General features: G+C 77.6%; 19 protein-coding genes and 1 pseudogene. 8 read left to right on the top strand and 12 right to left on the bottom strand.

Going from position 1 to position 23,771, the window contains the following annotated elements:
* Positions 1 to 3 precede the first annotated feature (3 nt).
* From topA to ACI79O_RS02710, 4 genes are all read right to left on the bottom strand, one after another.
* Positions 4 to 2,871, bottom strand: coding sequence for a type I DNA topoisomerase (gene topA / locus ACI79O_RS02725; protein WP_456913308.1), 2,868 nt, complete (start codon positions 2,869 to 2,871; stop codon positions 4 to 6).
* Positions 2,872 to 3,053: 182 nt separating this feature from the next.
* Positions 3,054 to 4,619, bottom strand: coding sequence for an alpha/beta hydrolase (locus tag ACI79O_RS02720; protein WP_456913307.1), 1,566 nt, complete (start codon positions 4,617 to 4,619; stop codon positions 3,054 to 3,056).
* The gene (locus ACI79O_RS02715) at positions 4,616 to 4,942 is read right to left on the bottom strand and encodes a hypothetical protein (RefSeq protein WP_456913306.1); all 327 of its coding nucleotides are present in this window, start codon (positions 4,940 to 4,942) and stop codon (positions 4,616 to 4,618) included. Before ACI79O_RS02715 ends, ACI79O_RS02720 begins: the two co-directional genes overlap by 4 nt.
* 167 nt (positions 4,943 to 5,109) lie before the next feature.
* On the bottom strand, positions 5,110 to 7,464 hold the full coding sequence (locus ACI79O_RS02710; protein ID WP_456890080.1) for a sodium-translocating pyrophosphatase: 2,355 nt from the start codon (positions 7,462 to 7,464) through the stop codon (positions 5,110 to 5,112).
* A gap of 204 nt (positions 7,465 to 7,668) precedes the next feature.
* On the opposite strand from ACI79O_RS02710, the gene ACI79O_RS02705 reads away from it, so the two are divergent.
* Positions 7,669 to 10,278: a DEAD/DEAH box helicase gene (locus ACI79O_RS02705; protein WP_456913305.1), complete on the top strand. Its 2,610-nt coding sequence runs from the start codon at positions 7,669 to 7,671 to the stop codon at positions 10,276 to 10,278.
* 51 nt (positions 10,279 to 10,329) lie between these two features.
* Here ACI79O_RS02705 and ACI79O_RS02700 read toward each other — a convergent pair.
* The 3 genes and pseudogenes from ACI79O_RS02700 to ACI79O_RS02690 all read right to left on the bottom strand — a co-directional run.
* A pseudogene (locus tag ACI79O_RS02700) lies at positions 10,330 to 10,659 on the bottom strand (Rv3654c family TadE-like protein); the annotation flags it as partial.
* Positions 10,656 to 10,988 carry a TadE family type IV pilus minor pilin gene (locus ACI79O_RS02695; protein ID WP_456890074.1) on the bottom strand — a complete coding sequence of 111 codons (333 nt, stop codon included), beginning with the start codon at positions 10,986 to 10,988 and terminating at the stop codon, positions 10,656 to 10,658. The gene ACI79O_RS02695 and the pseudogene ACI79O_RS02700, both read right to left, overlap by 4 nt.
* Before the next feature lie 59 nt (positions 10,989 to 11,047).
* Complete coding sequence (locus ACI79O_RS02690; protein WP_456890072.1) at positions 11,048 to 11,290, bottom strand: DUF4244 domain-containing protein; 243 nt, start codon at positions 11,288 to 11,290, stop codon at positions 11,048 to 11,050.
* 232 nt (positions 11,291 to 11,522) lie between these two features.
* Here ACI79O_RS02690 and ACI79O_RS02685 point away from each other — a divergent pair, with 232 nt between their 5' ends.
* The 6 genes from ACI79O_RS02685 to ACI79O_RS02660 all read left to right on the top strand — a co-directional run bounded on the left by ACI79O_RS02685 (position 11,523) and on the right by ACI79O_RS02660 (position 17,958).
* Positions 11,523 to 12,938 carry a glycosyltransferase gene (locus ACI79O_RS02685; protein ID WP_456913304.1) on the top strand — a complete coding sequence of 472 codons (1,416 nt, stop codon included), beginning with the start codon at positions 11,523 to 11,525 and terminating at the stop codon, positions 12,936 to 12,938.
* Complete coding sequence (locus ACI79O_RS02680) at positions 12,935 to 14,119, top strand: hypothetical protein (protein WP_456913303.1); 1,185 nt, start codon at positions 12,935 to 12,937, stop codon at positions 14,117 to 14,119. The genes ACI79O_RS02685 and ACI79O_RS02680 overlap by 4 nt, the downstream gene beginning before the upstream one ends.
* Positions 14,116 to 15,180 carry an ATP-grasp domain-containing protein gene (locus tag ACI79O_RS02675; RefSeq protein WP_456913302.1) on the top strand — a complete coding sequence of 355 codons (1,065 nt, stop codon included), beginning with the start codon at positions 14,116 to 14,118 and terminating at the stop codon, positions 15,178 to 15,180. Before ACI79O_RS02680 ends, ACI79O_RS02675 begins: the two co-directional genes overlap by 4 nt.
* Entirely contained in the window at positions 15,177 to 16,328 is a 1,152-nt protein-coding gene (gene wecB, locus ACI79O_RS02670) for a non-hydrolyzing UDP-N-acetylglucosamine 2-epimerase (RefSeq protein ID WP_456913301.1), read from the top strand. The genes ACI79O_RS02675 and wecB overlap by 4 nt, the downstream gene beginning before the upstream one ends.
* Complete coding sequence (locus ACI79O_RS02665; protein ID WP_456913300.1) at positions 16,325 to 17,062, top strand: HAD family hydrolase; 738 nt, start codon at positions 16,325 to 16,327, stop codon at positions 17,060 to 17,062. Before wecB ends, ACI79O_RS02665 begins: the two co-directional genes overlap by 4 nt.
* Positions 17,063 to 17,211: 149 nt before the next feature.
* The gene (locus ACI79O_RS02660; RefSeq protein ID WP_456913299.1) at positions 17,212 to 17,958 is read left to right on the top strand and encodes a PIG-L deacetylase family protein; all 747 of its coding nucleotides are present in this window, start codon (positions 17,212 to 17,214) and stop codon (positions 17,956 to 17,958) included.
* Positions 17,959 to 17,996: 38 nt separating this feature from the next.
* Here ACI79O_RS02660 and ACI79O_RS02655 read toward each other — a convergent pair whose 3' ends face one another.
* From ACI79O_RS02655 to ssd, 4 genes are read right to left on the bottom strand one after another with little or no spacing between them, the layout of a single operon-like run.
* The gene (locus tag ACI79O_RS02655) at positions 17,997 to 18,713 is read right to left on the bottom strand and encodes a type II secretion system F family protein (RefSeq protein WP_456913298.1); all 717 of its coding nucleotides are present in this window, start codon (positions 18,711 to 18,713) and stop codon (positions 17,997 to 17,999) included.
* Positions 18,710 to 19,525: a type II secretion system F family protein gene (locus ACI79O_RS02650; protein ID WP_456913297.1), complete on the bottom strand. Its 816-nt coding sequence runs from the start codon at positions 19,523 to 19,525 to the stop codon at positions 18,710 to 18,712. Before ACI79O_RS02650 ends, ACI79O_RS02655 begins: the two co-directional genes overlap by 4 nt.
* Positions 19,522 to 20,664, bottom strand: coding sequence for a TadA family conjugal transfer-associated ATPase (locus ACI79O_RS02645; RefSeq protein ID WP_456913296.1), 1,143 nt, complete (start codon positions 20,662 to 20,664; stop codon positions 19,522 to 19,524). Before ACI79O_RS02645 ends, ACI79O_RS02650 begins: the two co-directional genes overlap by 4 nt.
* Positions 20,661 to 21,764, bottom strand: a complete 1,104-nt coding sequence (gene ssd / locus ACI79O_RS02640) for a septum site-determining protein Ssd (protein ID WP_456913295.1) — start codon at positions 21,762 to 21,764, stop codon at positions 20,661 to 20,663. The genes ACI79O_RS02645 and ssd overlap by 4 nt, the downstream gene beginning before the upstream one ends.
* Positions 21,765 to 21,890: 126 nt before the next feature.
* Between ssd and ACI79O_RS02635 the strand changes: the two genes are divergently transcribed.
* A complete protein-coding gene (locus ACI79O_RS02635; protein WP_456913294.1) occupies positions 21,891 to 22,739 on the top strand; it encodes an HAD family hydrolase in 849 nt (282 codons plus the stop codon).
* Positions 22,740 to 22,741: 2 nt separating this feature from the next.
* Here ACI79O_RS02635 and ACI79O_RS02630 read toward each other — a convergent pair whose 3' ends face one another.
* Entirely contained in the window at positions 22,742 to 23,710 is a 969-nt protein-coding gene (locus ACI79O_RS02630) for an aldo/keto reductase (RefSeq protein WP_456913293.1), read from the bottom strand.
* Between the last annotated feature and the right edge of the window lie 61 nt (positions 23,711 to 23,771).

Raw genomic sequence — 23,771 nt, 5'->3', positions numbered from 1 at the left:
CGGTCAGCTCGCGGGGACGGCGTCGGCGGGAGCGGCGGTCTTCTTCGCGGCGCTCTTCTTGGCCGTCGTCTTCTTGGCGGCGGTCTTCTTCGCGGTGGTCTTGGTGGCCGCCGTCGTCTTCTTGGTGGCCTTCTTCTTGGTCGCGGCCGGCCGGCTGCGGCGGTCGGCGAGCAGCTCGGCGGCCCGGTCGAGCGAGATCGTGTCGACCGCGTCGCCCTTGCGCAGGCTGGCGTTGGTCTCGCCGTCGGTGACGTAGGGACCGAAGCGGCCCTCGCGGACGGTGATCTGGCCCTGCGTCACCGGGTCGGGACCCAGCTCCTTGAGCGGCGCCGCCGCGGCCCGCCGTCCCCGCTGCTTGGGCTGGGCGAAGACCGCCAGCGCCTCGTCGAGGGTGACGGTGAACAGCCGGTCCTCGCTCTCCAGCGAGCGGGAGTCGCTGCCCTTCTTCAGGTAGGGCCCGTACCGGCCGTTGAGCGCCTGGATCTCCTCGCCGTCGGGCGCGGTGCCCACGGTGCGCGGCAGGGTGAGCAGCTGCAGGGCCTGCTCGAGGGTCACCGTCTCCGGGGACATCGACGAGAAGAGGCTGGCCGTGCGGGGGCTGTCCTTGCTGCCCTCGGGGACGACGGTGGTGACGTACGGGCCGTAGCGGCCGGCCTTGACCACCACCGGGTGGCCGGTCTCGGGGTCGGTGCCCAGCTGCCGGTCACCGGTGGGCGCGGCGAGCAGCTCGGCGACCTTCTCGCTGGTCAGCTCGTCGGGCGCGAGGTCCTCGGGGAGGCTGACGCGGGCGCCGTCCTCCCCGCCGGCCTGCAGGTAGGGGCCGTAGCGGCCGACGCGGACGACGACCGGGCCGCCGTCGGGGCCGGTGGCGCGCAGCGGGATGGAGTTCACGCCCCGGGCGTCGATCTCCTCCAACTGCTGGCCGATGACCTGCTTGAGCCCGCCGGAGGCCGCGATGCCGCCGGCGTGCCGACCCTCGCCGCCGAAGTAGAACTCGGTCAGCCAGTCGACCCGGCCCAGTTCGCCGCTGGCGATCTCGTCGAGCTCGTTCTCCAGCGACGCGGTGAAGTCGTAGTCGACCAGCGCGGCGAAGTGCTGCTCGAGCAGGTTGACCACCGCGAAGGCGGTGAAGGAGGGCACCAGCGCGGCGCCCTTCTTCCACACGTACCCGCGGTCCTGGATGGTCTGCATGATCGACGCGTAGGTCGACGGGCGGCCGATGCCCAGCTCCTCGAGCCGGGCGACCAGGCTCGGCTCGGTGTAGCGCGACGGCGGCGTCGTGGTGTGGCCCTTGGGCTCCAGCGACCGGGTGTCGAGCAGCTGGCCGCGCTCGACGCGGGGCAGCCGGCGCTCGGCGTCGTCGCTGCCGGGCTCGTCGTCGCCGCCGGTGGTGCCCTCGTCGCGGGACTCGACGTAGGCGCGCAGGAAGCCGGGGAAGGTGATGGTGCGGCCGCTGGCGGTGAACTCGACCCGCTCGTCGGTGGCGCTGCGGCCGGCCAGCCGGATGCTCACCGTCTGCCCGACCGCGTCGGCCATCTGGGAGGCGACGGTGCGCTGCCAGATCAGCTCGTAGAGGCGGAACTCGTCGCGGGCGAGCTGGCCGGCGAGCTGGCCGGGGGTGCGGAAGGAGTCGCCGGCGGGCCGGATCGCCTCGTGCGCCTCCTGCGCGCCCTTGGCCTTCTTGCTGTAGCGGCGGGCCTCGGCGGGGACGTAGGCGTCGCCGTAGAGCTGGCGGGCCTGGGTGCGGGCGGCGTTGATCGCCTCGTCGGAGAGGTTGGTCGAGTCGGTCCGCATGTAGGTGATGTGGCCGTTCTCGTACAGCCGCTGCGCGACCCGCATCACCTGCGCCGAGGACCAGCCCAGCTTGCGGCCGGCCTCCATCTGCAGCGTGGAGGTGGTGAACGGCGCGTAGGGGCGCCGCCGGTAGGGCTTCTCGTCGACCCGGCCGACCGTCACCTGCCGGCCCTCGAGCCGGGCGGCCAGGCCGCGGGCGCCGGCCTCGTCGAGGTGCACGACGTCGCCGGTGACCTGGCCGGTGGCCGGGTCGAAGTCGCGGCCGGTGGCCACGCGGCTGTCGTCGACGCTGACCAGGCGGGCGCGCAGCGTCGTGGGCTCGCCCGCGTCGGCGCCGGTGCGGCCGGGGACGGCGAAGACGCCGTCGAGGGACCAGTAGTCGGCGGCGGTGAACGCCATCCGCTCCCGCTCCCGCTCGACGACGATGCGGGTGGCCACCGACTGCACGCGGCCGGCCGAGAGCCGGGGCAGCACCTTCTTCCACAGCACCGGGCTGACCTCGTAGCCGTAGAGCCGGTCGAGGATGCGGCGGGTCTCCTGCGCGTCGACCAGCGCGGTGTCGAGGTCGCGCGGGTTGGCCACGGCGCGGGCGATCGCCTCGGGGGTGATCTCGTGGAAGACCATCCGGCGGACCGGGACCCGCGGCTTGAGGGTGTCGACCAGGTGCCAGGCGATGGCCTCGCCCTCACGGTCCTCGTCGGTCGCGAGGTAGACCTCGCTGGCGTCCTTGACCAGCTGCCTGAGCCGGCTCACCTGCTGCTTGCGGTCGGGGCTGATGACGTAGAGCGGCTCGAAGGCGTTGTCGACGTCGACGCCCAGCCGTGCCCAGGGCGCGCCCTTGTGCTCGGCCGGGACGTCGGCGGCGTTGCGGGGCAGGTCGCGGATGTGCCCCACGCTGGCCTCGACGACGTAGCCGTTGCCGAGGTAGCCGGCGATCTTCCCGGCCTTGGTCGGCGACTCCACGATGACCAGTGGGCGGCCGCCCCCGGTGGCGGCGGTCCGGCGGCGGGCGGGCGTGCTGGTGCCGCCGGCCGTCCGGCCGGCGCTCTCGCCGTTCTTGGTGGTCTTCGTGGGCACGGTGCTCCTGTCGGTGGTGCTCGGTCGGCGGCGGGTGCGGTGTCGGCACCCGGTGCGCCCCCTCGGCGGGCCACGGTAGGCCACGACCGCGGAACGCGACCGGCTGGCGACCCCGGGTGGGCGCGCCGTCACCGCGTCCAACGGCGCAGCACCGTGGCTGTTCCCGGAGGCCGGCGGGCGGGTCAGTCCGGCGCACGGGGGCCGGCGACCACCTCCCCGACGGCGGCGAGGGTCGGCCGGTCCGGTTCGAGGAACCAGGTGTGCCAGGTGTCCCAGTCCGCCGGCAGCGGCGTGGCACCGAAGTCCTCGTCGTCGGTCTCCGTGCCGTGGACGTCCACCAGCCACGTGACCGGGTCGAGCAGCGCGGAGGCCTCGTGGACCTCCGCCGCCTCGAGGTCCGACGCCGGGCCGTCCATGCCAGGGCTGCCGAGGAGGACCAGCGCGTCGGCCGCGAACTCCCCGCGCTCCTCCGCGGCGCGATCGACCACGACGGTCCCGTAGCTGTGCGCCACCACGGTGACGCGGGGCACGGCCGCCCCGGGCGCGGGACCGCCCGCGCGTGCGGCGCGCAGACCGGCCAGGTCCCCGGCGAGCGCCCTCCCGCCGGTTCCCGCCCGCCCCTCGACCCAGGCGGCGGGGTGGAGGACGTGGCCCGGGGGCCGGTAGCCCAGCCAGGCCACGGCGGCCACCGAGGCGGCGGAGCCGGCCGCCCGCGCCGCGTCGGCGACGGCCTGCGCGTCGTCGCCGAGGTCGTCGAGGTCGTCGACGCCGTTCCCGACCCCCGGCACCAGCACGGCGACGTCCTCGGCCGCGTCCAGGTCGCCGTAGGCGAGGGCCACCAGGTGGTCGTCGGCGTCGAAGGACCACAGCTGGACCGTCCGCCCGGCCGCTTCCTCGGCCGCGATCTCGTCGGCGGCCGCCCGCGCCGTCGCGTACCCCTCGGAGGTGGGGTCCTCCAGCGCCCGGGAGAGCAGCTGCCGGTTGGCCTGGTCCCGCGCCCAGGCGGGCAGGCCGTCCAGGCTCCCGACGAGCCGGGTCTCCACGTCGATCAGCTGGTCCCGGGCCGGCTCGGACAGCCCGGCCCACCACGCCGCCACCGACTCCGGCGCCGTCCCGGCGACCGGGAGGCACGACGGGATCCACACGCCGTCGGGCAGGACGGTCGCGGCGAGGCCGGCGAAACCGGCGGGCCGGAAGCCGAAGGGGGCGAGGGGCGCGACCGGAGCCGCGGAGTCCCCGGCCGCAGCAGCGGCGCGCGCGGCGGCACGCAGCGCCTGACGGGCGGTCCCGGCGACCCGCTCGGCCGCAGCCGCCTGCTCGGCGAGCCGGTCGTCGTGAGCGGCGAGGGCGTCGGGCGAGGCGTCGGCGGGCGGCGCGACAGGAGCGGGCGCGGCGACACCACCAGCCTCGTCCAGCGTCATCCCCGACGCCGCGGCGGCGGCCAGGGCCTGGGCCGCCAGCTCCTGGGCGGTGCGCGCCTCGCGGGCCGCCTCCTGGAGCCGGTCGAGGGAGGTGCCGAGCGCGCCGGTCACCTCCGTCACGACCCGGGACACGTCGTCGAGGGCGTCCGCGGCGGCCGATGCCGCCGGTCCCGACCAGCACCCGGCGTCGGCGAGGGAGCGCGCCACCGCCTCCATCCGTGCCCGCCACGGGGGCAGGCGCTCGGTCACCGTCTCGAGCGTGGCGACGGCGCCGTCGAGCAGGGGCGTGTCCCAGCCGGCGACGGCGGTCAGGCCGGGCGTGCTCACGCCCCGGCCCCGGCCCCGGTGACGGTCCGGGCGACCAGGACCCGGTCGGAGAGCGCGGCGTCGGTGAGGCGGTAGCCCTGGACCGCGGCCAGCAGCGCCCGCGCGGCCGCGTCGGCGCCGTCCGCGCAGTCGGCCACCACCCTGGCCCACGCCCGGCCGGTGAGACCGGCGGCGGCGGACACCTCCCCGGGCGCCGCGGTGTCCAGGGACACCGCGGTCGAGGCACACAGGTCGGCGTCGGCGGACAGCTCGCCGGCGAGTGCGGCCAGCTCCTCGCCCAGCGCCTGGACGGCGTCGAGCTGGATGGCGACGGATACGGACACGGCCCCTCCTGGCGTCGCTGCCGGCCCGGGACCGGGTCGGCGGAGCGGACGCTAGGACCGGGCGGCGACCGGTCCCGGCGAGCCGTCCACAACCCGGCCGGCCGTCCACAGGGCACGCCGCGGGCCTCCACCCGGCGGGTGTCCGGGCGGAGGCTCGCGGCGTGCGGTCAGGGAGCGGTGGTGGTCGGGGCGCTGGTCCCGGTCGGGGTCCCGGTCGGGGTCGTCGCGGCGGGAGGCGTCGCGTGCGGGTGCGTCGCGATCGGGTTCGTCGCGGTCGTGGGCAGCGTCCCGGCCGGTCCGCCCCCGCCGGCGTCGCCGACGACGACGGAGCGCCGCTTGGACACCACCACGGCACCGACGACGATCAGCGCGGCGACAGCCGCGATGAGCAGCCGGACCGCCGTGTTGGCGTCCTCGCCGACCGACAGGCTGACGACCGCCGGGGCGATCAGCAACGCCACCAGGTTCATCACCTTGATGAGCGGGTTGATCGCCGGGCCCGCGGTGTCCTTGAACGGGTCGCCGACGGTGTCCCCGATGACCGTGGCGGCGTGCGCCTCGGTCCCCTTCCCGCCGTACGCCCCGTCCTCGACCATCTTCTTGGCGTTGTCCCAGGCACCGCCGGAGTTGGCGAGGAACACGGCCATGAGCGTGCCCGTCGCGATGGCGCCGACGAGGTAGGCCGCCAGCGGACCGAAGCCGAGACCGAAACCGACCGCGACCGGCGCGAGGACGGCGAGCAGGCCGGGCGTCGCGAGCTCCCGCAGCGAGTCCTTCGTGCAGATGTCGACGACGGCGGAGTAGTCCGGCCGCTCGGTGTAGTCCATGATCCCGGGGCGCGTGCGGAACTGCTCGCGCACCTCGAACACGACCCGCCCGGCGGCCCGGGAGACGGCGTTGATCGCCAGGCCGGAGAAGAGGAAGACGACCGCGGCGCCGATCACCGCGCCGACGACGTTGTCCGGTTCGACCAGGCTGAACGACTGCGCGAGGTCGACGTCGCCCAGCGCGGTGCGGACCTGCTCGTTGTAGGACCCGAACAGCGCGGTCGCCGCCAGGACGGCGGTGGCGATGGCGATGCCCTTGGTGATCGCCTTGGTGGTGTTGCCCACCGCGTCGAGGTCGGTCAGCACGCGGGCGCCGGTCTCGTCGATGTCGCCGGACATCTCGGCGATGCCCTGCGCGTTGTCGCTGACCGGGCCGAAGGTGTCCATGGAGACGATCACGCCCGCGGTGGTGAGCAGGCCGCAGCCGGCGAGCGCGACGGCGTAGAGGGCCGCGCCGCCGCCGATGAGGAAGGCGCCGTAGACCGCGCCGCCGATGAGCAGGGCCGCGTAGACGGCCGACTCGAGGCCCAGGGAGATGCCCGACAGGACGACGGTGGCGGGCCCGGTGAGGGAGCTCTGGCCGACGTCGCGGACCGGCTTGCGGGAGGTCTCAGTGAAGTAGCCGGTGAGCTGCTGGATGGCCGCGGCCAGGACGATCCCGATGACGACCGAGACGAACCCGAGCACCTGCGGGTTGACCACCGAGTCGGGGACGTCGGCCACGCTGGGGAGGACGGTGAAGGCCGCCGCGGCGACGAGCACGAGGGAGACCACCGCGGAGGTGAAGAAGCCGCGGTTGATGGGCGCCAGGCCGCTGGAGTCGCCCTTGCCGGGGTTGCTGGCGAGGATGCCGACGACCGAGGCGAGCACGCCGATGCCGGCCACCACGATGGGGAAGACCATCCCGTCGGCGCCGAAGAAGACCTGGCCGAGGATGAGCGCGGCGACCAGGGTGACGGCGTAGGACTCGAAGAGGTCGGCGGCCATGCCCGCGCAGTCGCCGACGTTGTCGCCCACGTTGTCGGCGATGGTCGCGGCGTTGCGGGGGTCGTCCTCGGGGATCCCGGCCTCGACCTTGCCCACGAGGTCGGCGCCGACGTCGGCGGCCTTGGTGAAGATCCCGCCGCCGACACGCATGAACATGGCCAGCAGGGCCCCGCCGAAGGCGAAGCCCTCGAGGACCACCGGCGCGGTGTCGTCGAAGAGCAGCAGCGCCAGCGAGGCGCCGAACAGACCGAGCCCGACGGTGATCATCCCGCAGACCCCGCCGGTGCGGTACGCGATGCGGAAGGCCGGGCGGTAGCCACCGGCCTGGGCGGCGGCGGCGACCCGGACGTTGCCGCGGGTGGCCAGGGTCATGCCGATGAAGCCCACGGCGGCAGAGAAGAGCGCACCGACGAGGAAGAACACGGCCCGGGCGATGCGGGTCCCCCAGCCGCCCTCGGCGACCGGCAGGACGAGGAGCAGCAGGAAGACGACGACGGCGAAGACGCCGAGGGTCCTGAACTGGCGCCGCAGATAGGCGCCGGCTCCCTCCTGCACCGCGCGCGCGATGTCCCGCATCCGCGTCGTGCCCTGGTCGGCGCCCATCACGGCGCGGACCAGTGACGCGGCGAAGAGCAGCGCCGCGAGCGAGACGACGAGGGCAGCCGTCACGAGGACGACGTCCCCGCCGGAGAGAGAACTGTCCGGCATCTAGACCTCCCAGCGGTGGTTGCCGCCGGGCGGCCCCGCGTTCCCCGGTCGGCGGAGAGCATCCGCGGGCGGCGGGCCGTCCGCGGATGCCGCGCCACTGTAATGGAGATCACACACTGTGGTAGGTCCACTTCCGTAGTGCTCCGGTCGCTCACCGCGAGGGCGGGTCCGCGGTGGGTTGCCTCGGGGTGTGACAGTGGAGGGGTGACCGCGCTCCACCCGGTCCGGCCGGCTGCTCCCCCATCCGGCCGCGAGGGGCTCCCAGGGGGCGACGAGCGCCCGGGTGCCGCACCCGGCGCCGCGGAGGTGCACGGCGCCGCGGCAGGGCACGGCGCCGCGGCGCGGCCCGGCGGCGTCCTGCCCGGGGCCGAGCTGCTCGAGGACCTGCTCGCCGGCACGCCCGAAGAGGAGCAGCCGGTCACGCACGTGCACCACCTGCCGGTGCGTGCGTCCCGGACGCTGCCGTGGCCGGCGTGGGTCGACCCGGGCCTGCGGGCGCGGCTGGAGGAGCAGGGCGTTGCCCGGCCGTGGCGGCACCAGGTGGAGGCCGCGCAGCTCGCTCACGACGGCACCTCGGTGGTGGTCGCCACCGGCACGGCCTCGGGCAAGTCGCTGGCCTACCAGCTGCCCGCGCTGACCCGCCTGGCCGAGGACCCGCGGGCCTGCGTGCTCTACCTGGCGCCGACCAAGGCCCTGGCCCGCGACCAGCTGGCCTCGGTGGCCGCGCTGGCCGACCCGTCGGTGCGCCCGGCCGCCTACGACGGCGACACCCCGGCCGAGGAGCGGGACTGGGTGCGCCGTCACTCACGGTGGATCGTCACCAACCCGGACATGCTCCACAGGGGCGTGCTGCCGGCGCACCAGCGGTGGTCCTCGACGCTGCGCCGGCTGGCCTACGTCGTCATCGACGAGTGCCACGCCTACCGCGGGGTCTTCGGCTCGCACGTCGGTCACGTCCTGCGCCGGCTGCGCCGCATCTGCCGCCGCTACGGCGCCGACCCGGTGTTCGTCCTGGCCTCGGCCACGGTGGCCGAGCCCGCGGCGGCCGCCTCCCGGCTGGTCGGTGCGCCCGTCGCGGCGGTCACCGAGGACGGGTCGCCGCGCCCCGGTGCGACCTTCGCGCTGTGGGAGCCGCCGCTGACGGAGCGGACCGGCGAGCACGGCGCCCCCCTGCGCCGGTCGGCGGCAGCGGACGCCGCCGGGCTGCTGGCCGACCTGGTCGAGCGGGGCGCCCGGACGCTGGCGTTCGTGCGGTCGCGGCGCAGCGCCGAGTCGGTGGCCGAGCAGGCCCGGCGCCTGCTGCAGGACCGCGGCCGGGGTGACCTGGCCCGGCGGGTGGACTCCTACCGCGGCGGCTACCTCCCCGAGGAACGCCGGGAGCTCGAGCGGGCGCTGTCCTGCGGGGAGCTGCTGGGCGTGGCCACCACCAACGCCCTCGAGCTCGGCATCGACATCGCCGGCCTCGACGCGGTGGTGCTGGCCGGCTACCCCGGGACGCTGGCCTCGCTGTGGCAGCAGGCGGGCCGGGCCGGGCGCGCCCAGCGCGAGTCGCTGGTCGTCTTCGTCGCCCGCGACGACCCGCTGGACCACTACCTGGCCCACCACCCGCGGGCGGTGTTCGGCCGTCCGGTCGAGGCCACGGTCACCGACCCGGCCAACCCCTACGTCCTCGGCCCCCAGCTCTGCTGCGCGGCGGCCGAGCTCCCCCTCACGCCGGCCGACCTGTCGGACTTCGGGGGCGCGGTGGCCGAGGCCCAGCTCGACGAGCTGGTCGCGGCCGGTCAGCTGCGACGGCGACCGGCCGGCTGGTACTGGGCGGGGCGCGGGCGGCCCGACGTCGACATCCGCGGCAGCGGCGGGGAGCCGGTGGCCATCATCGAGGGCGGCACCGGCCGTCTCCTCGGCACCGTCGACGGCGGCGCCGCGCACGCGACGGTGCACACCGGCGCCCTCTACGTCCACCGCGGCGACACCTTCGTCGTCGACGAGCTCGACCTCGAGGACGCCTGCGCGGTCGTGCACGCCGAGAGCCCCGAGTGGACCACCGTGGCGCGGGACGTCACCGACCTGGGCATCGTCGGCACCGACCGCGTCCGGCGGCTGGGCACGGTCACGGCGCACACCGGCGTCGTCGACGTCACCAACCAGGTGGTCGCCTACCAACGGCGGCGGGCCGGGACCGGTGAGGTGCTCGCCGAGTTCCCGCTCGACCTGCCGGCCCGCCAGCTGCGCACCCGCGCCGTCTGGCTGACCCTGGACGCGGACGCCGTCGCGCGCGCCGCCGTCGACGACCTGTCGCTGCCCGGCTCGCTGCACGCCGCCGAGCACGCGGCGATCGGCATCCTGCCGCTGCTGGCCACCTGCGACCGCTGGGACCTCGGCGGGCTGTCGACGGCGCTGCACCCCGACACCGGCACCGCCACGGTGTTCGTCTACGACGGCCACCCCGGTGGCGCCGGGTTCGCCGAACGGGGGTTCGCGGCCCTGCGGCGCTGGCTCACCGCCACCCGGGCCACCGTGGCCAGCTGCGAGTGCGACAGCGGCTGCCCGTCCTGCGTCCAGTCGCCCAAGTGCGGCAACGGCAACGACCCGCTGGACAAGGCCGGTGCGGTGCGCGTGCTCGACGTGGTGCTCGACGAACTGGCCGCCGCGGACGAGGCGGGGACGGGGGCGGTGGAGGTCGCCACCGGGACACCGACCGACCCCGCGGCTCCGGCCGTGGGGAGCGACCGGACCGCCGACGATGCCGCCGAGGACGCCGTCGAGGACGCCGGGCGGGACGTCCGCCCCGTCGAGGACGACCTCGTCTTCTGACCCGGCGGGATCCCCCGGCGCGGGCACGTCGGGCGGGACGGGCCCGGCGCGGGCCGTGGCCTGCGCGCGCCGGACGCCGAGCGGTCCCAGCCGGACGCCCACCTCGGCGGTCACCTCGACCACCGCGCCCTCGTCGACCGCGCAGGCGACGAGCGCGGCGCCGTTGTCGCGGGCGACGTCGGCGGCCACGGTGCAGGCCGCGGGGTCCCCGGTCACCGCCGCGCCGGCCGCCGCCAGGGCCGCGAGGTCGGCCGCGGTGCCGGCGCGGTGGCGCGCGGTGGCCGCGGCTCCGAGCAGCACGGCGGCCATCCCCACGGCCGCCAGCACACCGGCCAGCGCGACGGTCCACACCGTCGCCGACCCCCGTTCGCCGTCGCTCACCCGACGACCCCGGGCTCGACCCGGGCGACCGCGGTGGCGCCGACGCCGATCCCGGGCGACACCGGCCCCAGCGGCGCGACCTCCGCGCGGACGGTCACCCGGACCTCGCCGCCGCCGACGCTGACGGCCGTGACCGCCGCGTCGGGCGCGATCCGCGCGACGAGGGCGCGGACGGTGGCCGGGTCCTCCCCGCGGGCGGCGGCCCGGGCGCCCTCGCGCGCGGCGTCCACGCAGCGCAGCTGCGCCCCGACCACCAGCACCGCCGCGACGACCGCCGCCAGGACCAACAGGAGCACGGGCAGCACCACGGCCGTCTCGGCGGTGACCATCCCGGCCTCGCCGCCCGCCCCGCCCCTCGTCCGTCTGTCGCGCCGCCGTGCCCGGCGGGTCAGGACAGCACCTGCAGCGCGGACGAGACGAGGTCCCCGAGCGCGGTGACGACCGACCCGCCGGTGACCACCCGGTAGAGCACGGCGGCGAAGGCGCACGCGGCGACCGTGCCGACCGCGTACTCGGCGGTGCTCATGCCGGCCTCGGCGTCGGCGTGCAGGCGGGCCCACCGCGCGGCCAGGCCGCGGCGGCGCGGTGCGTCGTCGGCAGGCGCGGCGGTCTCGGGCGGGGTGGCGGTCATCGCAGGTCCTCCTCGGGTCGGCGGCCCCGCACGGGGCGCGGCACCGACCCTCGCCGCGCCCGCCGCACGCGATCCAGGCCCGGAGCGGACCTGTGGACGGCCGGGCGGCCTGTGGACGGCGCACGCGGCGCCGTCGGTGCGTCCGCTTCCACTTCAGGACGGCAGCACGACTGCCGATCCAGCCATGAGGTGGCGCAGCCGCACCGCCGGGCACGACGCGGGAGGAGGATCTGTGGCACACGGCACCGGCCGCCCCGAGGGCCGCCCGCTCGTCCTCGTCGCCTACGTCCTCGCCCTGGCCGCGGCGGTCGCACTGTTCGGCCTCGACCCGACCCTCGGGGTCCTCGCCGGCGCGCTCAACGTCGTCTTCGGCGTCTACTTCTGCCGGCACCTCGCCTTCGCGGTCGCCGCGGCGCGGTGGGCCGAGCGCGACCTGCTGGCCGCCGACGTGGGCCTGGACGCCTACACCCCGCCGGTCGCCGTCCTCGTCGGCTGCAAGGACGAGGAGCTCGTCGTCGACGGGATGGTGACAGCACTGCTGGCCCTGGACTACCCGGCCGACCGGCTCACGCTCGTCGTCGTCGACGACGGCTCGGCCGACGCGACCGGCGCGAAGCTCGACGCCTGGGCCGCCCGGGAGCCGCGGCTGCGCGTGCTGCACCGGCTCCCTGGCGCCGGCGGCGGCAAGTCCGGCGCCCTGAACGAGGCACTGGCCCTCGTCGACGCCGAGATCGTGCTCGTCTTCGACGCCGACCACGAGCCGGAGCCGACGGCGCTGCGGCGGCTGGTGCGGCACTTCCGCGACCCCGTCGTCGGCGCGGTGATGGGCCGGTGCGTCATCCGCAACGGCCAGGACTCCTCGATGGCCGGCACCGTCTTCCTCGACTACCTCTCCGGCTACCTCGTCAACGAGTACGGCCGGCAGGCGCTGTTCGAGCTGCCCGCCTACGGCGGCGCCAACTGCGCCGTCCGGACCTCGACGCTGCGGGCGCTCGGCGGCTGGAACCCCGAGACGGTCACCGAGGACACCGACCTGACCCTGCGCATCCTGCTGCGGGGCCAGCGGGTCCGCTACGACGTCTCGGCCATCGACTTCGAGGAGGCGGTGGTCAGCGCCCAGCGGTTCTGGAAGCAGCGCTACCGCTGGGCCCGCGGCCACCAGAAGTGCCTGCGCGACTACTGGCGCCCGCTGATGCGCTCGCCGCACCTGTCGCCGCTGGAGAAGGTCGAGACGACGTTGTTCCTCGGCGTCTACCACGTCCCGGTGCTCAGCGGCCTGGGCCTCCTGCTCACCGTCCTGCGCGCCGCGGGGGTGGGCGACCTCCCGGTCGTCGGGCTGCTGCCGCTGTCGATGCTGCTGTTCATCGGCCCGCTGGCCGAGCTGTGCGTCGGCCTGCTGGTCGGCCGCGTGGAGCGCCGCTCGGCCTGGCGGCTGCTGGGCTTCCTGCCGGCCTTCGCGCTGTCGATCTGGATCACCTCGCGCGCCTACCTCGACGGGATGCTCGGCCGGCCCTACAGCTGGGTGAAGACCTCACGCTCCGGCGCCACCTCGACGGTGCCGCGCCCCGCCGCGGCTCCCCCCGCCCCGGCCGTGGCCGCGCCGCCGGCGCGCCCGCGGTCGTTCGCCCTGCCCTCGGAGGACCGGTGACCACCGCACCCGCGCTCGGACGGCGACGGCTCTCCCGCGGGACGCGGGAACGGATGCTGCCGGTCCTGCTGGACCTCGCGCTGGCCGCGGTGATCTGCGTCGCCGGCTTCGCCACCCTCTCGGGGTCGCTGCAGGTCCTCGAGGCCCGTGCCGTCGCCGTCATGCTCGGGTGGCTGGACCCCACCTGGTCCTCGGGCGTCCTGCCCGGTCACGTCCTGCTCTTCCGCGGCGAAGGCGAGGTGATCGACGCGGTCGTCACGGCGTCGTGCTCGTCGGTCCTGTCGGTCCTCGGGCTGGTCGCCCTGACCGCGGTGGTCCTGCGCAGCCGCGGGCTGCACGCCCTCGGCGGCCTGGTCGTCGCCGTCCTCGCCGTGGTGGTGCTCAACCACGGCCGGCTGCTGCTGTCGGCCCTGGCGGGCCTGCGGTGGGGCGAGGGCGCACTGGTCCTGTTCCACGACTGGGTGGGCACCGTGTGGAACCTCGTCGCCACCCTCGGCGGCTTCCTGGTGATGGTCTGGGTCACCCTCCCCGCCGCCGAGCGGGCCGAGCAGGACGTCGAGGGCCGGCACACCGCCCGCCGCCCCGACAGCTGGGCGCGGCCCGGTCTGGGCTACCGCACCGCCGACGCCGAGGACGTCGAGGCCCGCCGCCGGCGGACGACCGTCACCGGCCTGCTGCACCGGCACGTGCTGCCCCGGCGGCTCTCCGCCTGGCTGGCCGCGCGCCGCGAGGCCTCCCGCGTCGACTACCGGCTCGGCCACCTGCCGGCCGCCCAGCGGGTCGAGCGGGTGCACGCCCTGGCCGCTGACGGGCTCGGCGCGCACGCCGCCACGCTCGTGGCCGTCGCGACCTACGAGTCCGACCCCCTCGTCCTCGACGCCCTCGCCGACGCGGTCGCCGCGCGGCAGTGGGAGCCGGTGACCGACCACCGGGTGGCCGCGCTGCGGCTGTGGGCCCGCGGCTGGCTGCTGGCCCGGCCCGCGGCACCCCCGTCCGCCCTCGGCGGCCCGTCCGCGGACGACGGCGCCCCGGTCGTGGTGGCCCGGATCCCCGTGCCGCCGGCCACGCCCGGACGTGGCCCCGCGCCGCCGCCGGACGGTTCCGCGCACCCTGCCGGGTCCGCGGCGCCCCGCAGCTTCGCCCGCCCGTCCGCCCCGCACCCCCCGGAGACGCCCCGGTGACCTCGACCCTGCCGACCCGGCCGCCCGCTCCTGTCCCCCCACCCGCCGGCGAGCACGAGCGGCGCGGCGCGCCCGCGGTGATCGTCACCGGCGCCGGCGGCCCGGCCGGCGTCGCCGTCGTCCGCCGGCTGACGGCGCTGGGCCACCGCGTGGTCGGGGTGGACGCCGACGCGACCGCCGCGGGAGCGGCGCTGGCCACCGTCGGCGCCGTCGTCCCCCGCGCCGACCACGTCCGCTTCGTCGACGCCCTCGTGGCCCTGGCCGGCGCGCACGGCGCCGACGCGCTCATCGGCACGGTCGCCGAGGAGCTGCCCGCCCTCGCCGCGGGCGCCGACCGGCTGGCCGCGGCCGGCGTGGCCACCTGGCTGCCCGACGTATCCGCGGTCGAGGTCTGCTGCGACAAGGCCGCCTTCGCCCGCGCGCTGCGCGCCGCGGGCGTGCCGCACCCCGCGACCACCGACACCCCCGCCGGGCTGGTCACCGTCCCCGGGCCCTGGGTGGTCAAGCCCCGCGCCGGGCGCGGCAGCCGCGGGGTCCGGCTGCTCGACGTGCGCTCCGACGTCGTCGAGGCCATGCGCGCCGACGCGGCGCTGATCGCCCAGACCCGGCTGTCGGGGCGCGAGTTCACCGCCGACGCCCTCGTCGGCCGCGACGGGGAGCTGGTCACCGTGGTGCCGCGCTGGCGCGACGACACCCGCGCGGGCATCTCGGTGAAGGGCACCACCTTCGACTCCGCCGAGGTGACCGCGGTGGTGGCCGCCGCCCTCGAGGCCGTGCGGCTCACCGGCCCGGCGAACGTGCAGGGCTTCGTGGCCGACGACGGCCGGGCGACGGTGGTGGAGGTCAACCCCCGCTTCTCCGGCGGGCTGCCGCTGACCCTGGCCGCCGGCGCCGACGTGGTCAGCGCCCACCTGACCGGCATCCGCGAACCCGGTGCCGTGCTCCCGCACCTGTGGTTCACCCCCGGCGTCCGGATGAGCCGCTACTTCGCCGAGACCTACACCGCCGACGACGGCACCCCGGTGACCGACCCGTGCACCGCCGCGGCGGTCCGGGCGTGACCCGCGCCCGGCACGTGCTGGTGCCGTTCGGGACCCGGCCGGAGGTGGTCAAGCTCGCGCCCGTGGTGCGGGCGCTGACCGCCGCGGGGCACCGGGTCGACGTGGTCGACACCGGCCAGCACGCCGACCCGGACCTGTCCACGCGCCTGCAGAAGACCCTCGGGCTGGCGCCGACCTGCCGGTTCGACCTGCCCCCCGGCGACCCGGCCGCGCGGTACGGCGCCCTGCACGCCGACGCGGCGCGCGCGGTGGCCCGGTTCCGGCCCGACGTCGTGTTGGCCCTCGGTGACACGAACACCGTCCCCGCCTACGCCCTGGCCGCACGCGGCGCCGGTGTGCCCTTCGCGCACCTCGAGGCCGGGCTGCGCAGCCTCAACCCGCGCAGCGTGGAGGAGGTCAACCGGCGGGTGGCCGCGGCGGTCGCCGCGCTGCACCTGGCGCCCACCCGGCGCGCGGCGGCGTTCCTGGCCGCCGAGGGGGTGCCCGCCGAGCGGGTGTTCGTAGTGGGCAACCCGGTGGTCGACACGCTGGTGGCCCGGGGCGTGCGGCCGGTGCCCGTGGCGGAGCGCGAGGGGGTCCTGGTCACCGCCCACCGCCCCACCAACGTCGACGACCCCGTGCGGCTGAAGCGGCTGGTCGGCGTCGTCCGGGCGCTGGCCGACGACGTCGGGCCGGTGACCTTCCCGGTGCACCCGCGGACCGCGGCCCGGCTGGCGGTCGCCGGCCTGGACGCCGAGCTCGAGCACCCGGCGATCACCCGGACCGGCCCGGTCGGCTACGACACGCTGCTGGCCGCCCTCGCCTCGGCGCGGCTGGCGGTCACCGACTCCGGCGGCATCCAGGAGGAGGCGGCGTTCCTGGGCGTGCCCGTCGTCGTCCTCCGCGGCTCGACCCCGCGGTGGGAGGGCGTGGAGGCCGGGACGACGACGCTGGCGGGGCTGGCCGACGACTCGGCCGCCGACGCCGTGCTCGCCGCCGCGGCCCGGCACACCGGCGCGGAGGGACAGGCCCGCGCGGCAGCCCACCCCTGCCCCTACGGCGACGGCACCACCGGCGCGCAGGTGGCCGCCCTCCTCGCCGACGAGGCGACCGACGCCCTGCTGACCCTCGAGGAGCCCGACTTCACCGACGGCCGGCTGCCGTGGTGACCGCGGCGCCGTCCTGGCACGGGCCGCCGCCGCTGGCGGTCGTGGTCGACCTCGACGACACGCTCTACCCCCAGGCGGCCCACCTGGCCGGTGCGGCGGCCGACGTCGGGGCCGCCGCTGCCGCGGCCGGGCTGGACGGCGCGCGGGTGCACGCTGCCCTGCTCCGGGAGCTGGCGGCAGGGTCCGACCGCGGCGGGACGATCGACCGCGCGCTGCTGGCCGTGGGGGTGCCCGCCGCCGACCTCCCCGGGCTGGTCCCGGCGCTGGTGGCCGCCTTCACCGCACACGCGCCCGTGTCCCTGGCCCCCTACCCGGGCGTCACCCCGGCGCTGGCCGAGCTCGGCCGCGCGGTCCCGGTGGGGTGCCTGACCGACGGCAACCCGGTCATCCAGGCGGCCAAGCTCGCCGCGACGGGCCTGACGTCCCTGCTGTCCGAGGTGCTGGTCACCGACACCCTCGGCGGCCGGGCGGCCCGCAAGCCGGCTCCCGAGGGACTGCGGGTGCTGGCCGGCCGACTCGGCGTGCCCGCGGAGCGCGTCCTGGTCGTCGGGGACCGCCCGGGCAAGGACGTCGCGGTCGCGGCCGCGGTCGGCGCCCGGGCCATCCGGGTGCGCCAGGGGGAGTACGCGTCGGCTCCCGACCGGCCCTCCGCCTGGGCGGTCACGGACGACTTCCCCGCCGCGGCCGCCCTGGCCCTCACCGTCCTCGGCGCGGGTGCGGTCGTCGCGGGCTGACCCGTTCCGCCGCGGGCCGATCCGTCGTGCACGACCGGATCTCCCCCTGACGGGGGAGGAGCCGCCGGCCGGGATGGAGGGCACAGCCGGGTCCGCCGATGCAGAGACGTCGGGCGGGGAACCGCCCCGGACGGACAGGACGGCGGACGATGGACGGCGCGGGCACGCGGAGCACGGGACGCAGCGTCCTGGCCATCGGGGCACACCCCGACGACGTCGAGCTGGGTTGCGGAGGCGCCCTCCTGGCGCACGTCGCGGCCGGTGACACGGTGACGGTGCTGGTCATGACGGGCGGTGAGAACGGCCCGGGCAACGGGCCGCAGGTCGCCGGTCGCCGGGCCGAGCAGGAGCGGGCGGCCCGGGTGCTCGGCGCCGACCTGGTCTGGGGCGGCCTGCACGACTGCGAGGTGGTCGCGGACTCGGCGGCGATCCGCCGGATCGAGCAGGTCCTGGAGGCCACCGCGGCCGACCTGGTCTACGTGCACGCTCCCGACGACAGCCACCAGGACCACCGCGCCGTCGCGGCCGCCACGCTCGGCGCGGCCCGCCGCCTGCCGCGGGTGCTGCACTACCAGAGCCCGTCGACGCTGACCTTCGCGCCGACCGTCTACGTCGACGTGACCGCCCACCTCACCGGCAAGCTCGCCGCGCTGGCCGCCCACGCCTCGCAGGTGGAGCGGTCGGCGATGGTCGAGCCCGACGCGGTCGTCGCCTCCGCCCGCCACTGGGGCGCGCAGGCGCGGATCGGCTACGCGGAGGCCTTCCAGCCCACCCGCATGGTGCTCGACCTGGCGCCGGCCGGCGGCGCGGCGCCCCGGTCGATCCCGGCCTCCTGGTCGCTGGCCCCCTCATTCGTCCCGCACGCCACCTCGTCGTTCGCCGCCGGGCGGCGCTGAGCGCCACCGGCCGCCGACCGGGTTCCGCGACGGCCCAGTCACCCGAAGACCTGCCCGGCGATGCCGATGACCATCGGCGCGATGCCGAGGCAGACGAAGGCCGGCAGGAAGCAGGCGCCCAGCGGCGCGAGCACCCACACACCGGCCCGCCGCACCGCGGCGTCGGCGTCGCTGCGGGCGGTCTGACGGGCCTCGGCGGCCAGCACGCGCAGGGCGGGGACCGCCGCCGCCCCCGACTCCCCGGCGCGCACCAGCACGCGGCCCAGCCCGGCCAGCCCGGCGGGGGCGCCGGCCCAGGCCGCGTGCGACGCGGCGCCCAGCCGCATCCGGCCCGCGACCGCCGCGAGGGCGCCTCCCGTGGGCCCGGGCAGCGCCGTCGCCACCGCGCCCAGCGCGCCGCCGACCGGCAGCCCGGCCGCGAGGCAGACGGCGAGCAGGTCACAGGCCACCGGCAGCTCGGCTCCTCCCCCGCCGCCCGGGGTGTCGACCGGCCCGCTCCGCCGCAGCACCCGGTCGGCGAACACCCCGGCCACCACGCCCAGCGCCGCCCCCGGCGGTCCCCCGACCAGCAGCGCGACGGCCACCCCGGCCGTCCCGGGCAGCAGCAGGCGGCGCACCGCCCCCGGCCGCGGCGGCCTCGCCTCCGGGCCCGCGGGAGGACGGGCGGCCACGGCCCGCACCCGGGCCGCCCGCCGGGCGGCCGGCGACGGCCACAGCAGCAGCGCCGCGGACAGCAGGACCAGGCTCGCGCTCACGCCGTCGCGTCCCCCGCCGCCCGGCGGACCAGCCGCGCCGACCAGGCCAGTCCGGCTCCCTCCAGGGCGATGCCCGCGACGAGCAGCACCTGCCCGGCCGCGGTCGTGGTGAGCACCGCCCACGGATCGGCGCCGATGCCGCTGCCCATCGCCAGCGCGAGCAGCGGCAGCCCGGCGAGCAGCGCGGCGCTGGCCCGCGGGCCGGCGGTCGCCGACCGCAGCTCCTGCCGCTGCCGCCGGCGGGCGCGCAGGTCGTCCTCGACCGCCGCCACGACCGCGGCCAGCGAGCAGCCGGTGCGCTCGCTGAGCAGCACGGCCGCGGCCACCCGTGTCAGCGCCCGGTCGAGGTCGGTCCCGGGGACCGCCGGGGCGCCGGCCGCCGCCGGTGCCCGCAGCGCCCCGGCGAGGCCACGCGCGAGGTCGCCGTCGGGGCAACCGGCCAGGGCCGACGCGGTGGCCGCCGCGAGCGGCCGGCCGGCGCGCAGCTCCGCGGCCACGGCACCGAGCGCGTCGGTGAGCGCGTCGACCCGGGCCTCCTGCGTCCGGCGGGCCCGCGTCCGGACGAAGCCCCTCGCCGCGAGCGCTGCGGCTGCGCCGGCCAGGACCGCGACCAGCGGCGTGCCCACCGCGGCACCCGCGAGCACGCCGAGCACGGCCGCCGGCACCGGCCACGCCGACGCCGGGACCGCGGTGGCCCGCGCCCGCAGCCCCGGCCGCGGCCGGACCAGCCGGCGCAGCCGGTGCCGGCGCTCCGCCACCCGGCCGGGCCACAGCAGCAGCGCGACCGCGACCAGGACCAGCGCCGCGCTCATCCCGCGCCACCGCCCGCGAGGAGTGCGGCCAGCCGCCCGGCGCCCGGGCACGGGCCGCCGTCGGCGCGCCAGCCGGGCTCCACCACCACCCAGTCACCGTCGCGGCGCACCACCCCGATCTCCTCGACCCGCCGGCCCTCCGGGGTGCGGCGGAGGTGGACGAGCACGGCCAGCGCGGCCGCCGCCTGGCTGTGCACCGCCCGCCGGTCCAGGCCCGCCGCCACGCCGAGCGCCTCCAGTCGCGCGGGCACCTCGCCGGGCCGGTTGGCGTGCAGGGTGCCGCAGCCGCCGTCGTGACCGGTGTTGAGGGCCGCGAGCAGGTCGGTGACCTCGGCGCCGCGCACCTCGCCGACGACCAGCCGGTCGGGCCGCATCCGCAGCGCCTGGCGCACCAGGTCGCGCAGGGTCACCCGGCCCGCGCCCTCGACGTTGGCCGGGCGGGTGAGCAGCCGGACGACGTGCGGGTGCGCGGGCGCGAGCTCGGGCGCGTCCTCGCACAGCACCAGCCGCTCCGCCGCCGGCAGCTCGCCGAGCAGGGCCGCGAGCAGGGTGGTCTTGCCCGACCCGGTACCGCCGGTGACGAGGAAGGCCAACCGGGCCCGCAACACGGCACGCAGCAGTCCCGCCGACTCCCCGGGCAGCGTGCCGCGGGCGGCGAGGTCGTCGAGGTCGAGGCGGGCGCGGCGCAGGACCCGCAGCGACAGGCAGGTGCCCCCGCCCGACACCGGCGGGAGCACCGCGTGCAGGCGGGTGCCGTCGGGCAGGCCGGCGTCCACCCAGGGCGCGGCGTCGTCGAGCCGGCGTCCGGCGCTGGCCGCCAGCCGCACCGCCAGCCGCCGGACGGCGTCCTCGTCGGGGAAGCGGACCAGGGAGCGCTCGAGCCCGCCGCCCCGGTCGACGTAGACCGCCGCGGGGCCGTTGACCAGGACGTCGGTGACGCCGGGCTCGCGCAGCAGCGGCTCCAGCGGTCCGGCCCCGGCCAGCTCGGCCACGGCGTCCCGCACCGCGTCGAGGACCTCGGCGTCGCCGACCAGCCCGGCCTCGTCGCGGACCAGCGCGGCGACCGCGGCGCGGCTGGGCGGGCCCGGCTCCAGCGCCAGCCGGGCGCGGACCCGCTCGACCAGCGGCAGCCCGCTCACGCCGCCCGCTCCGCCCGCACGAGCTCGCCGAGCAGCCGCCGGGCGACCGAGCCCAGGGGACTGCGCGGTGTCACCGAGGGCGGCTCGCCCCGCTCGCCGCGGGCCAGGGCACCGCGGTCGTGTGCCAGGCCGGCCAGCACCGGCCGGCCGGTCACCGCGGCCACCTCGGCCGCGGACAGGCCACCGGGGACCTCCCGGACCACCACCCGGGCCGCACCCCACGGGGCCGGCTCCTCCGGCGCACCGGTCAGCAGCAGCCGGGCCGCGGAGACCGCCCGGAGTCGGGCGGGCACGAGCAGCGCCGCGAGGTCGGCCTCGGCGAGCACCGCGGCCGCCGTCGCGTCGGCGGGACCGGTCGGCCGCGGCAGGTCGACCACCACCGGCCGGCCGCACCCGCGGGCCGCCTCGACGACCGCCGTCAGCGCCGCGGCGGACACCGGTGCGGCATCGTCGCGCGCCGCGGCCAGCACCGTGACGCCCCCGACCTCGGGCAGCGCGGCCAGCAGCGCCTCGCCGGCGACCCGCCCGCGGAGCCCGGCGAGCGCTGGCCAGCGCAGGCCGTCGGCGTCCTCGGCGCCCAGCAGCAGGTCCAGCCCACCACCGCAGGCGTCGGCGTCGACGAGCAGGACGCCGTCGGTGGACTCCGCGGCGGTGAGCGCCAGTGCGGTCGCCAGGGTGCTGGCGCCGGCCCCGCCGCAGCTGCCGCCGACCACGGCCAGCCATCCGCGCTCGACCGGCGAGCGGACGGCGTCAGCGGCGCGGGCGGCCAGCCACGCCTCGTCGTCGGGCAGCACCACCACCCGCTCGGCCCCGAGCTCGACCGCCGCCGCCCAGACCGGCGCGGCCGGCACCCCGGCCGCGACGACCACCACGCCGGGACGCCGGGGCAGCGCCCGCACCGCGGGGAGCCCGAGCGCGTCGGCGCCGAGCAGGACCAGCCCGGCGTCCCGGACGGCGCGCCGCAGCGCGGGACCGCCGGTGGCGACCTCCGGCTCGGTGCCGGCCGCGGCGAGGACGCGCAGCACGTCGTCGAGCAGGTCCTCGTCGGAGCTGACGACGAGCGGGCGGGAGGAGGGCGGCGGGGCGGGACGCGGGGACACGCGGCCGAGCCCAGCGCACGGCGGAGCCCCGCGGGCCCCGGCCGGGTGACCTGTGGACGACCCGTTGGGGTGTGGACGGCGTGAGGCGGGTCGTCACCGGCCCCCGCTCCCCTACAGTCGTGAACCGTGACCCGCGCTGCGGCGTTCTTCGACCTGGACAAGACGGTCATCGCCAAGTCCAGCACCCTGGCCTTCGGCCGGCCCTTCTTCGCCGGCGGCCTGATCAACCGTCGTGCCGTGCTCAAGGGCGCCTACGCGCAGCTGGTCTTCTCCCGCGCCGGCGCCGACGCGCAGCAGATGGAGCGGCTGCGCGCGCAGATCACCCGGATGGCCACCGGCTGGGACGTCGCCACCGTGCACGAGATCGTCAGCGAGACGCTGCACGAGGTGGTCGACCCGCTGGTCTACGCCGAGGCCGCCGACCTGATCGAGTCCCACCGGGCGGCCGGTCGGGAGATCGTCATCGTCTCCAGCAGTGGCGCGGAGATGGTGGGACCGATCGGCGAGATGCTCGGCGCCGGCCGCGTCGTGGCCACCCGCATGGTGCGGGCCGAGGGCCGCTACACCGGGGAGATCGAGTTCTACGCCTACGGCGAGAACAAGGCCGAGGCGATGCGGCAGGTGGCCGCCGAGAGCGGCTACGACCTGGCCGACTGCTACGCCTACAGCGACTCGGTCACCGACCTGCCGATGCTGTCGGCCGTCGGGCACCCCACGGCGGTCAACCCCGACCGGGCACTGCGCCGGGTCGCCGCCGAGCGCGGCTGGCCGGTCCTGCAGTTCACCCGGCCGGTGTCCATGCGCAGCCGCTTCGGCGCACCGCCGGTCCCGGTGGTCACCGGCGCGGCGGCGATGGGCGCGGCGGTCGTGGGGCTCGCCTGGTACGCCCGGCGGCGGGCCCTGCGCGTCGTCCCGGCCGCGTCCGCGGTGCCGTCAGCCGTGCCGGCTGCGCGCCGGCGACGGCGCGGGGCCTGAGCTCAGACCCCGAGACGCTCCCGGACGCCGTCCACGAGGCTGCGCGCGGCCGAGACCGGCGTGAACGCCCGCGCCGCCTCGGTCAGCGCCGCCACCTCGTCCGCGCGCAGCTCCAGGTCGCCGGCCGCCGCGTTGGCCTCCACCTGCGCCACGCTCGAGGCGCCCGGGATCACCACGACCCGCGGCAGCGAGACCAGCCAGGCAAGCGCCACCGTCCCGGGCTGCACCCCGTGGGCGCCGGCGACCTCGCGCAGCACGTCGAGCAGCGGCCGGGCGCGGCGCAGGTTCTCGGTGCCGAACAGCGGGTTGGCCGCCCGCACCCCGCCGGGCCGGTGGTCGGCGTCGTACCGCCCGCCGAGCAGGCCCTGCGCCAGCGGGCTGTAGGCGATCACCACGCGGCCCTCGCGCTCGGCGAAGGGCACCAGGTCGTCGAGCGCGGCGGGCCGGGCCAGCGAGAAGTGCACCTGGTTGCTGATCACCGGCCGGCCCAGCGCCGCGTCGGCGGCCCGCCACCGCCGCAGCGAGTAGTTGGAGACGCCGACGGCGCCGATGCGGCCCTCGTCGAGCAGCCCGCGCAGGCCCGGCATGGTCACGGTGTCGGGCACGACCGGGTTGGGCTGGTGCACCTGGTAGAGCGGCACCGTGCGCAGGCCGAGCCGCCGGGCGCTGCCCTCGAGCCGGTGGCGCACCACCGGCGGGAACGGCGCCACCGGCAGGAGCTTCGAGGCCACGACGACGTCGCCGCGCCGGTCGCCCAGGGCCTGGCCGAGGATCCGCTCGCTGCGGCCGAACCCGTAGACCTCGGCGGTGTCGAAGAGGGTGACGCCGAGGTCGAGCGCGCGGCGCACGATGTCGCGCGCGGCACCGGAGGCGTAGCCCTCGCCGTAGCCCCACTCGCGGGAGCCGAACTGCCACGTGCCCAGGCCGACGCGGCTGACGCGGCCGAGCCCGTCGACGTCGAGGGAGCGCATGCGGCCACTGTCCCCCGGGCCGCGGCCGGGTGCAGGAGGAGCCGAGCCGCCGGACCCCGGC

The sequence above is a fragment of the Geodermatophilus sp. SYSU D00696 genome, assembly GCF_054050235.1.
Note: the sequence above shows the minus strand (reverse complement) of the source record. Positions and strands in the feature narration are given on the sequence as shown.

Bases quoted from the DNA above. Each gene is read 5' to 3' on its own strand.
- ACI79O_RS02710 (WP_456890080.1), bottom strand. From the start codon at position 7,464: ATGCCGGACAGTTCTCTCTCCGGCGGGGACGTCGTCCTCGTGACGGCT.
- ACI79O_RS02695 (WP_456890074.1), bottom strand. From the start codon at position 10,988: ATGGTCACCGCCGAGACGGCCGTGGTGCTGCCCGTGCTCCTGTTGGTC.
- ACI79O_RS02690 (WP_456890072.1), bottom strand. From the start codon at position 11,290: ATGACCGCCACCCCGCCCGAGACCGCCGCGCCTGCCGACGACGCACCG.
- ACI79O_RS02660 (WP_456913299.1), top strand. From the start codon at position 17,212: ATGGACGGCGCGGGCACGCGGAGCACGGGACGCAGCGTCCTGGCCATC.
- ACI79O_RS02650 (WP_456913297.1), bottom strand. From the start codon at position 19,525: ATGAGCGCGGCGCTGGTCCTGGTCGCGGTCGCGCTGCTGCTGTGGCCC.
- ACI79O_RS02630 (WP_456913293.1), bottom strand. From the start codon at position 23,710: ATGCGCTCCCTCGACGTCGACGGGCTCGGCCGCGTCAGCCGCGTCGGC.